This window comes from Mesorhizobium sp. M7A.F.Ca.US.014.04.1.1 (assembly GCF_003998745.1).
Classification (GTDB): Bacteria; Pseudomonadota; Alphaproteobacteria; order Rhizobiales; family Rhizobiaceae; genus Mesorhizobium; species Mesorhizobium ciceri.
Map to the genome: position 1 here is coordinate 1 of NZ_RZRW01000221.1, position 8956 is coordinate 8956.

Genomic DNA, 8956 nt, shown 5'->3' on the forward strand with positions numbered 1-8956 from the left:
CCGCCGATATAGAAGCCGGTCCAGTTGTAGGCTGGCGTCTCGAAGGCAGCACCGCCGCCGTTCTGGGCACCGAAACGGTAATTGGCTGCGATCTGGAAAGTATGGCGCGAGGTGTCAAGATTGAGGAGACCGTCCGGAACCCCGACGATGCCAGCCTCGGAAAGAAGATCGTCCTTGGTCCCGAAGCCCGTATAGCGATACTCAGTCTTGATCGTCCAATTGCTGTTGATGGCCGTTTCGATGCCACCTCCGACAAAATACCCGCTCTGATCCCAATCAAAGTCGAAGCCAGCGTTCGTATCGAGCTTGTACTTCTGCCAGGAATAGCCACCCAGCACGTATCCCAGAGTGTTTGGCGTCAAGAGATAGCCGAGACGCAGGCCAGCGTCGAAACCGTAGGTTTCCTTGATCGAAGCGTCGAATCCCGTAATGTCCAGCGTGGTCCCGATGTTGCCGACGTGAGCGTCCAGCAGACCACCGATGAGGAACCGCGGCGCGACCATATAGTCATAGCCAACCGTCAGCTCACCGTAGACGCCTTCGCCACCAATGCCGTTCAGCGAGACTGGAATAAAATCGCTGCTGAGCTTGTGTACGTTGGCACCGGCGCCGACGCCAAAACCAACGTATAGACCGCTCCAGTTAAAGCCGGCAGCTTCTTCTACCGGCTGCACGACGTCTGCTGCGTGAGCAGCAGATATCAAAGCCACAGCAGAAACAGCACCAAGAAGAAAAGATTTCGCGGATGTGCGAATGAACATATGCCCGTACCCCATGAGTAAACCCAGAATGTCTCTAGCAGGGAACCGGCCGGCACGGGAATGACAAATATGCAACAATGATGAGCAAAGTGCCGTTGCGTCACATCTTTCGGCGCCATGCTTTGCCTGAAAAACAGGCTCGCAAGAAAAAACCCGCCGGCATGGAACCGGCGGGCTGGATTGAAAGGAGCTGTTTTTCGCGAAAATCAGGCGGCGAGTACCGCTTTCGGCTCGACCAGTTCGTAGCCGAGCGCCTCGGCGACTGCGCGGTTGGTGATCTTGCCCTTGTGGACATTGAGGCCGTTGCGCAGGTGATGATCGTCGACCAGCGCCTTCAGGCCCTTGTCGGCGAGCTGCAGGCCGTAGTGAAGCGTCGCGTTGTTGAGCGCGTGGGCCGACGTGACGGGCACGGCACCCGGCATGTTGGCGACGCAATAGTGGATGACGCCGTCGACCTCATAGGTCGGGTCGGCATGGGTGGTGGCGTGCGAGGTCTCGAAGCAGCCGCCCTGGTCGATGGCGACATCGACCAGCACCGAGCCTTTCTTCATGCCCGACAGCATTTCGCGCGAAACCAGTTTTGGCGCCGCGGCACCCGGGATCAGCACCGCGCCGACGACGATGTCGGCTGAAAAACACTCTTCTTCCAGCGCCTCGACAGTCGAGTAACGGGTGTGGACGCGGCCGGCGAAGAGATCGTCGAGCTGGCGCAATCTCGGGATCGAGCGGTCGATGATGGTGACGTCGGCGCCAAGGCCGGCCGCCATCCTGGCCGCGTGCAGGCCGACGACGCCACCGCCGAGCACGGTGACCTTGCCGGGCAGCACGCCGGGCACGCCGCCCAGCAGCACGCCGCGGCCGCCATTGGCCTTCTGCAGCGCCGTGGCGCCGGCCTGGATCGACAGGCGTCCGGCAACTTCCGACATCGGCGCCAGCAGCGGCAGGCCGCCACGGTCGTCGGTCACGGTCTCGTAGGCGATTGCCGTCACGCCGGACGCAAGCAGGCCCTTGGTCTGCTCCGGATCCGGAGCAAGGTGGAGGTAGGTATACAGGATCTGGCCTTCGCGAAGCTGCGCCCATTCGCTGGGCTGCGGCTCCTTGACCTTGACGATCATGTCCGACTTGGCGAACACCTCGGCGGCCGTCTTGGCAATCGTGGCGCCGGCGGCGCGATAGGCGTTGTCATCGGCGCCGATGCCGGCACCGGCCCCGGTCTCGACCAGCACTTCGTGGCCATGGGCGACATATTCGCGGACCGAGCCGGGGGTGAGGCCGACGCGGTATTCGTGGTTCTTGATTTCCTTGGGGCAGCCGACGCGCATTTTCTTCTCCTGATCCGGCCCTTTTGGGCTCGTTCCCTGTATGGCTGGAGTGAACCACGAATCGTTGCGCAGGTGTTTGCGAATGCGCTTGCGCCCACCGGCCGGTTTCGATAATTGTTGCGCGAAACAGCAAGATATTCGCAGGATTCACGAATAATGCCGCTCGACAGGATCGATATCGCCATTCTCGAGGCTTTGCAGAAGGATGGCAGGATACCCAATGCGGCGCTGGCCGAGAAGGTCGGCCTGTCGCAGTCGGCCTGTTCGCGCCGGCTCGACAATCTGGAGAAATCCGGAACCATTCGCGGCTACCACGCCCGGCTTTCCAATGCGGCACTTGGCCACCAGATGACGGCGATCGTGCACATATCGCTGTCGGGGCAGTTCGAGAAGACGCTGTCGGATTTCGAGGCGGCGATCAAGCGCTGCCCGAACGTGCTGTCCTGTCACCTGATGTCGGGCGAATACGACTACATCCTGCGGATCGCGGCGAAGGATCTCGTCGACTATGAGCGCATCCACAAGGAATGGCTGTCGGCGATGCCGCATGTGACCAAGATCAATTCGTCCTTTGCGCTACGCGAAATCGTCGACAGGACCGCCATGGGCATGAAGCCGGAAATGGCCTAGGCCTCCGTTACCACCCGATCCATCGGAATGTCGTGCGGCTGCGGGTAGATGGTCGCGATGCGCTGCAGCTCGTAGCCGACGCCGATGACCAGTGGCTTGAACGGCATCGCTGCCAGCGTACGGTCGAAGAAACCGCCGCCATAACCCAGGCGGTAGTTCAGGGGATCGATGCCGACGATCGGCGAGATGACGATGTCCGGCAGCACCGGATCGCCCTCGGCCGGGATCGGGATATTCCAGACACCTTTCTCCAGCCGGTCGCCTGCTTTGTAGGCGCGGAAGATCAGCGGCTGCCCCTTCTCGATGACGATGGGCAGGGCGGTGCGGCCGCCGCGTTCGTTTATGGACGTCATCCAAGGCCGCAAATCCGGCTCGCCGCGAAACGGCCAGTAGAGACTGACCATGCGGCCGGCGATCTCGCCGATTACCGCGTCGAGGCCATCGGCGATGTGTTGCGACATTACCGTTCGCGCGTCGGCCGAAACAGCAAGACGCGCGGCGATCAGGCGTTCGCGCTCAGCCTTGCGCCAGCGTCTCACATCGGTCCAGTCGCTCGAAGGCGCACGGAATTCCGTATCGAGTTCGTGCATGAAACAGGGCGGCGAAGAATACTGCGCCGGAGCATCGTCGTCACGATCGTTGGCCATGCCTCACCTCATCGCGTGTTCGATGACGCTATACCTCGCGATACGATACAACATGTGCATTCACGACATGCAACGACGAGTCTCGGGCACTGGCCATCTGTTGTTGCATTGCACAAAAATACCTACATGCAGGACAGGCAATCTTGCTAACAAGGTGAACGAAATGAACGAAGCCAGGCATCATGTCGTCGTTGTCGGCGCGGGGTTCGGCGGCCTCGAGTTCACCCGTGCGCTTGCCGGCGCTCCCGTGCGCATCACCATGATAGACAAGCGCAACCATCACCTCTTCCAGCCGCTGCTCTACCAGGTGGCGACGACGGCGCTGGCCACCTCCGAGGTTGCCTGGCCGCTCCGCCACCTCCTGCGCAAGCGCAAGGATGTGACGACGCTGCTCGCCAATGTCACCGGTGTCGACCGCGCCGGCAAGCGCGTGCTGCTCGATGACGGCAGCGCGGTCGCCTACGACACGCTGCTGCTCGCCACCGGTGCCCGCCACGCCTATTTCGGCCATGACGAATGGGAGCCGTTCGCGCCTGGCCTGAAGACGCTGGAGGACGCCACCACCATTCGGCGGCGAATTCTCCTGGCCTTCGAACAGGCCGAGCGGGAGGCTGATCCCGCCAAGCGCCAGGCGCTGCTGACCATTGCGATCGTCGGTGGCGGGCCGACCGGCGTCGAGCTTGCCGGCACCATCGTCGAGCTGGCGCATGACACGCTGCGCGGCGAGTTCCGCAACATCGACACGCGGCAGACGCGCGTGGTGCTGATCGAGGCCGGCGACCGCATTCTGGCCAATTTCGCACCGAAACTTTCCGACTACGCCAACAAAGCGCTCGAGCGGCTCGGCGTGACGGTCGAGCTCGGGCGGGCCGTCACGCGCTGCGACGCCGAAGGTGTCGTGTTTGGCGATAAGCAACTGGCCGCCCGAACGATCCTGTGGGCAGCCGGCGTTGCCGCTTCGCCAGCCGCTGAATGGCTGGGAGCGAAGGCGGACCGCGCGGGCAGGGTGCTGGTCGAGCCCGATCTAAGTGTGCGTGGCAGCCCGGAGATCTTCGTCATCGGCGACGCCGCTCATGTGCTGCGGCCAGACGGGCGGCCGGTTCCCGGCGTGGCGCCTTCCGCCAAGCAGGAGGGCCGACATGTTGCGGCTACCATCAAGGCCAGGCTCGGCGGCGACACGACCGCGCGTCCTTTCCACTACAGGCATGCCGGCGATCTGGCGACGATCGGCAAACGCGCCGCCGCCATCGATTTCGGCTGGATCAAGCTCACCGGCTGGCTCGCCTGGTGGCTGTGGGGAGTGGCTCACATCTATTTCCTGATCGGCTTTCGCAACCGGCTTGCTGTTTCGCTGAGCTGGCTATGGATCTACGCGACGGGGCAACGCAGCGCGCGGCTGATCACCCAGGGCGACGACGACAAGGGCTGATTTCTTCACCGGCACCGTTCATCCGCACGTCATCTGTTGCTGGTCGACTGACCTTCCGATGCACGCAACTTCTTGAATGGACTTGAGCCGATTTCGGCGCGAAGTTCGCTTCGGGGCAGGGCGTGTCACGTTGTCGATAAGGAGAAAACATGTCGCAACTGCTCCATCCCGTCTCCCGCCGCGATTTCCTCGCTGGCACCGCAGCTACAGGGGCGCTGATCGTGCTTCATCCCTTCTCCGCTCGCGCACAGGCCAACCAGGCGCATCTCCGGATCATGGAGACCACCGACATCCATGTGAACGTGCTGCCTTACGATTATTACGCCGACAAAGCGAACGACACGCTGGGCTTGTCGCGCACGGCCTCCCTGATCGACGCCGTGCGCAAGGAAGCGGTGAATTCGATGCTGATCGACAATGGCGACCTGCTGCAGGGCAATCCGATGGGCGACTACATCGCCTATGAGAAGGGCCTGAAGGACGGCGACCTGCATCCGATCATGAAGGGTATGAACCTGCTCGGCTACGAGTGCTCGACGCTGGGCAACCACGAGTTCAACTATGGCCTGTCGTTCCTGGACAAGGTGCTGGCCGGCGCCAATTTTCCCTTCGTCTGCGCCAATCTGATCCGCGGCACGGAGCTTGCCGCGAACCCGCGCGACGACAAGCTCTATCTCAAGCCCTATGTCATCCTCGACAAGAAGATCAAGGACGGTTCGGGCGCCGAGCAGCCGATCAGGATCGGCATCATCGGCTTCGTGCCGCCGCAGATCATGGTCTGGGATCTCAAGAACCTCGAAGGCAACGTCAAGACGCGCGACATCGTCGAGGCGGCCAAGGCCTGGGTGCCGCAGATGAAGGAGGCGGGCGCCGACATCGTCATTGCGCTGTCGCATTCCGGCATCGACGTGAAGCACGGCGACATGATGGAGAACGCCTCGTTCTTCGTCGCCGGCGTCGCCGGCATCGACGCGGTGTTCACCGGGCACCAGCATCTGGTGTTCCCCGGCAAGAAGGATTTCCAGTCGCTCGATGGTGTCGACACGCAAAAGGGCACGCTGCAGGGCAAACCCGCCGTCATGGGCGGTTTCTGGGGCTCGCATATGGGGCTGATCGACCTGATGCTGGAGCGTGACGGGTCGAAATGGAAGGTCGTTTCCGCCACTTCCGAGGCGCGGCCGATCTTCGAACGCGTCGACAACAAGAATAAACCGACTGTCCCGGACGACAAGCGCATCATCGCGGCCCTTGAGCAGGACCACCAGGCAACACTGGCCTATGTGCGCCGCCCCGTCGGCAAGACCTCCGCGCCGCTCTATTCCTATTTCGCGCTGGTCGCCGACGATCCGTCGGTGCAGGTCGTCAGCCAGGCGCAGACCTGGTACCTCAGGGATATTCTGAAGAATACGCAATGGAAGGATGTGCCGCTGCTGTCGGCGGCCGCTCCGTTCAAGGCCGGCGGACGCAACGGCGCCGACTACTATACCGACGTGCCCGCCGGCGATATCGCCATCAAGAACGTCGCCGACCTCTATCTCTATCCCAACACCGTGCGTGCGGTCGAAATCACCGGTGGGCAGGTCAAGGAATGGCTGGAAATGTCGGCCGGGATCTTCAACCGGATCGAGCCAGGGAAGGCCGACCAGGCCCTCATCAACACCGATTTTCCGTCCTACAATTTCGACGTCATCGACGGCGTCACCTATAAAATAGACCTGTCGCAGCCGCCGAAATACGATGCCAAGGGCGGGCTGGCTAACGCTGGCGCCAATCGCATCGTCGACCTGAGTTTCGATGGAAAACCAATTGACCCCAAACAGAAATTCGTCGTCGCGACCAACAACTACCGGGCCGGTGGCGGCGGCAATTTCCCCGACATCAATGCCTCGAAGATCATCTATGAAGCGCCGGACACCAATCGCGACGTCATCGTCCGCTACATCGTCAGCGAGGGTACAATCAACCCGTCCGCGGACGACAACTGGTCGTTCGCGCCGCTGCCTGGAACCAGCGCCGTGTTCGAAACCGGCGCCAAGGCGAAGGATTTCATTGCGCAGCTGAAATCGCTGAAGATCGAGCCGGCAGGCGAGGGCGAGGCAGGTTTCGCGAAATACCGCATCCTGCTTTGAAGGTGGTTCGGGTCGGCTCGAGTCCCGGCCTTATGGCGTGGATTGAGCCGGCTGGGTGAAACGTTCCTTGATGTCAGGCATGACGAGATCCAGCGCATCGGTGGAAATGCCGCCGGAATAACCGTTCGGCAGCTGCTTGATCAGTTCGGGATCGTCCAGCCCTTGCGAAAAGTCGCCGCCGGTGTACGGGCCGAGCAGATAGACGCGGCTGTCGACGCCTTGCATGCGATCGAGAAACCGGTTCGGCCAACCCCACATCCATTTCGCGATGTTGACGGGAATGAGCAAGGTACCTTTTCGGCAGGCATCTGGAACATAGCCGCTCCAGCCAAGCGCGGCATAGCGCAGAATGCATTGCGTCAGCGACGCGCGGCTCAGCGTATGCATGTCCGGCAGTGCTGCCTTGACTGCGGCAATCGGCTTGTCGCCGCCATAGACCGAGAGATAGAAGCGCTCGTTCGGCGATAGCATGGCAAGCCGTGCGGCCAGCTTTTCGCCTTCGCCTGGATCGTTGCTCTTGACGTTGATGTTGAAGCGGCGGGCCGGGAAGTGCGCCAGAACCTCATCCAGCGACGGCATCATGCCGATACCCTTGCCGCGAAACGGAAAGGTCTTGCCGCCATCCGCCGTATAGCCATAGCCGACATCGAGGGTCTTCAACTCGGCCATGGAATGGTTGCGTGTTTCTCCCTTGCCTTCCGTGCGGCAATCCAGCGTCCAGTCGTGGAAGACGGCGAAATTGCCGTCTGTCGTCGGGTGAACATCTAGTTCGAGCGCGTCAGCGTCCAGCGCGAAGGCTGCTTCCATCGAGGGGATCGTGTTTTCGAGGTAGGCATGGCGCGGCGGCAACATGCGACTGGCCGTGCACGTCTCACCCGTCATGCCTTCCCGTGCGTAGTCCTGGGCAAGGCCGCGATGGGCAAGCACTTCCGGCTTGCCGGCGGGGCGGCTCGACAAGAGGGAGGTGTAGTGGAGCCAGATGCCCGCCGCGGCGACAACGATGATGCCGAAGAAGATCGTCCGTTTGCGCATCAAGTGATTTCCGATTCGTCCGTCCTGCGCGGCATCCTGCTTTGCGATCGGACTTTTTGACGGCGACCGGGCGGCGACATCGAGATCATCCTCGATATCGCCTGGTCGGCGGCAATGAAATCGAAGAACGTGTCGACTTACGCCTTGTAGACCACCTGGCGCACGTCGATGTAGCTGGCGCGGAATCCGGCCTCGCAATAGTGCAGGTAGAACTCCCAGAGCTTCTTGAAGCGGTCGTCGAAGCCGAGCGGGACGATCTTCTCCCATGACGCCCAGAACCGGTGGCGCCATTCGGCAAGCGTGCGCGCATAGTCATCCGGAAACACGCGCTCGCGCAGATGGGCAAGGCCATGATCCTTGCCCAGTGTCTTCAGGATCGACGGTGTCGGCAGCATGCCACCCGGGAAAACATAGCGCTGGATGAAATCCGGCCTTGCGCGATACGTGTCGTAGGCGGCTTCGTTGATGGTGATGATCTGCAGGCCGGCGGTGCCGCCGGGTCTCAGGCAAGCCTTCATCTTGCCGAAAAACACCGGCCAGTATTTCTCGCCGACCGCCTCGAACATCTCGATCGAGGCGATGCGGTCATAGGTGCCGGTTTCGTCGCGATAGTCCTGCAGCTTGATGTCGACCTTTTCGGCAAGGCCAGCCTTGGCGATGCGAGCCGTTGCAAAATCGTGCTGCTCGCGGCTGATCGTCAACCCGGTGACGCGGCAGCCGATCTCGCGCGCGGCGAATTCGGCGAAGCCGCCCCAGCCGCAGCCGATTTCCAGCACATGGTCCTTCGGGCCGATCCCTGTGTCTTTCGCCAGCGCGCGATATTTGGCGGCCTGGGCGCTTTCCAGGTCGTTGGCGCCGGTCGTGTAGAGCGCCGAGGAATAGGTCATGCTCGGATCGAGCCATTGCTTGTAAAAGGCGTTGCCGAGGTCGTAATGCGCCGAGATATTGCGCTTCGAACCGGTGCGGGTGTTCTGGTTGAACCAGTGGCGGATGCGCTGGACGGTGT

Annotated in this window: 8 protein-coding genes; 3 read left to right on the top strand and 5 right to left on the bottom strand. The window is 61.8% G+C overall.

Features of this window, described 5'->3' with window-relative positions:
- Both EOA22_RS16335 and ald read right to left on the bottom strand, forming a co-directional pair.
- Positions 1–761 (bottom strand): outer membrane beta-barrel protein (locus tag EOA22_RS16335; RefSeq protein WP_164755496.1); only part of this gene is annotated, 761 nt, incomplete at its 3' end.
- A 206-nt stretch (positions 762–967) separates the two neighbouring features.
- Positions 968–2083: an alanine dehydrogenase gene (gene ald, locus EOA22_RS16340; RefSeq protein WP_013531466.1), complete on the bottom strand. Its 1116-nt coding sequence runs from the start codon at positions 2081–2083 to the stop codon at positions 968–970.
- Positions 2084–2239: 156 nt separating this feature from the next.
- On the opposite strand from ald, the gene EOA22_RS16345 reads away from it, so the two are divergent.
- Positions 2240–2713, top strand: a complete 474-nt coding sequence (locus tag EOA22_RS16345) for an Lrp/AsnC family transcriptional regulator (RefSeq protein WP_013531467.1) — start codon at positions 2240–2242, stop codon at positions 2711–2713.
- On the opposite strand, the gene EOA22_RS16350 is transcribed toward EOA22_RS16345, so the two are convergent.
- Positions 2710–3360, bottom strand: a complete 651-nt coding sequence (locus EOA22_RS16350; RefSeq protein WP_082826460.1) for a 5-formyltetrahydrofolate cyclo-ligase — start codon at positions 3358–3360, stop codon at positions 2710–2712. The two genes, EOA22_RS16345 and EOA22_RS16350, sit on opposite strands and share 4 nt — an antisense overlap.
- A gap of 163 nt (positions 3361–3523) precedes the next feature.
- Here EOA22_RS16350 and EOA22_RS16355 point away from each other — a divergent pair, with 163 nt between their 5' ends.
- The gene (locus tag EOA22_RS16355) at positions 3524–4789 is read left to right on the top strand and encodes an NAD(P)/FAD-dependent oxidoreductase (RefSeq protein ID WP_127390081.1); all 1266 of its coding nucleotides are present in this window, start codon (positions 3524–3526) and stop codon (positions 4787–4789) included.
- A gap of 149 nt (positions 4790–4938) precedes the next feature.
- Entirely contained in the window at positions 4939–6918 is a 1980-nt protein-coding gene (locus tag EOA22_RS16360) for a bifunctional 2',3'-cyclic-nucleotide 2'-phosphodiesterase/3'-nucleotidase (protein WP_063168055.1), read from the top strand.
- 30 nt (positions 6919–6948) lie between these two features.
- On the opposite strand, the gene EOA22_RS16365 is transcribed toward EOA22_RS16360, so the two are convergent.
- Entirely contained in the window at positions 6949–7950 is a 1002-nt protein-coding gene (locus EOA22_RS16365; protein ID WP_127390082.1) for a glycerophosphodiester phosphodiesterase family protein, read from the bottom strand.
- Positions 7951–8087: 137 nt separating this feature from the next.
- Positions 8088–8956 (bottom strand): cyclopropane-fatty-acyl-phospholipid synthase family protein (locus tag EOA22_RS16370; protein WP_164755498.1); only part of this gene is annotated, 869 nt, incomplete at its 5' end.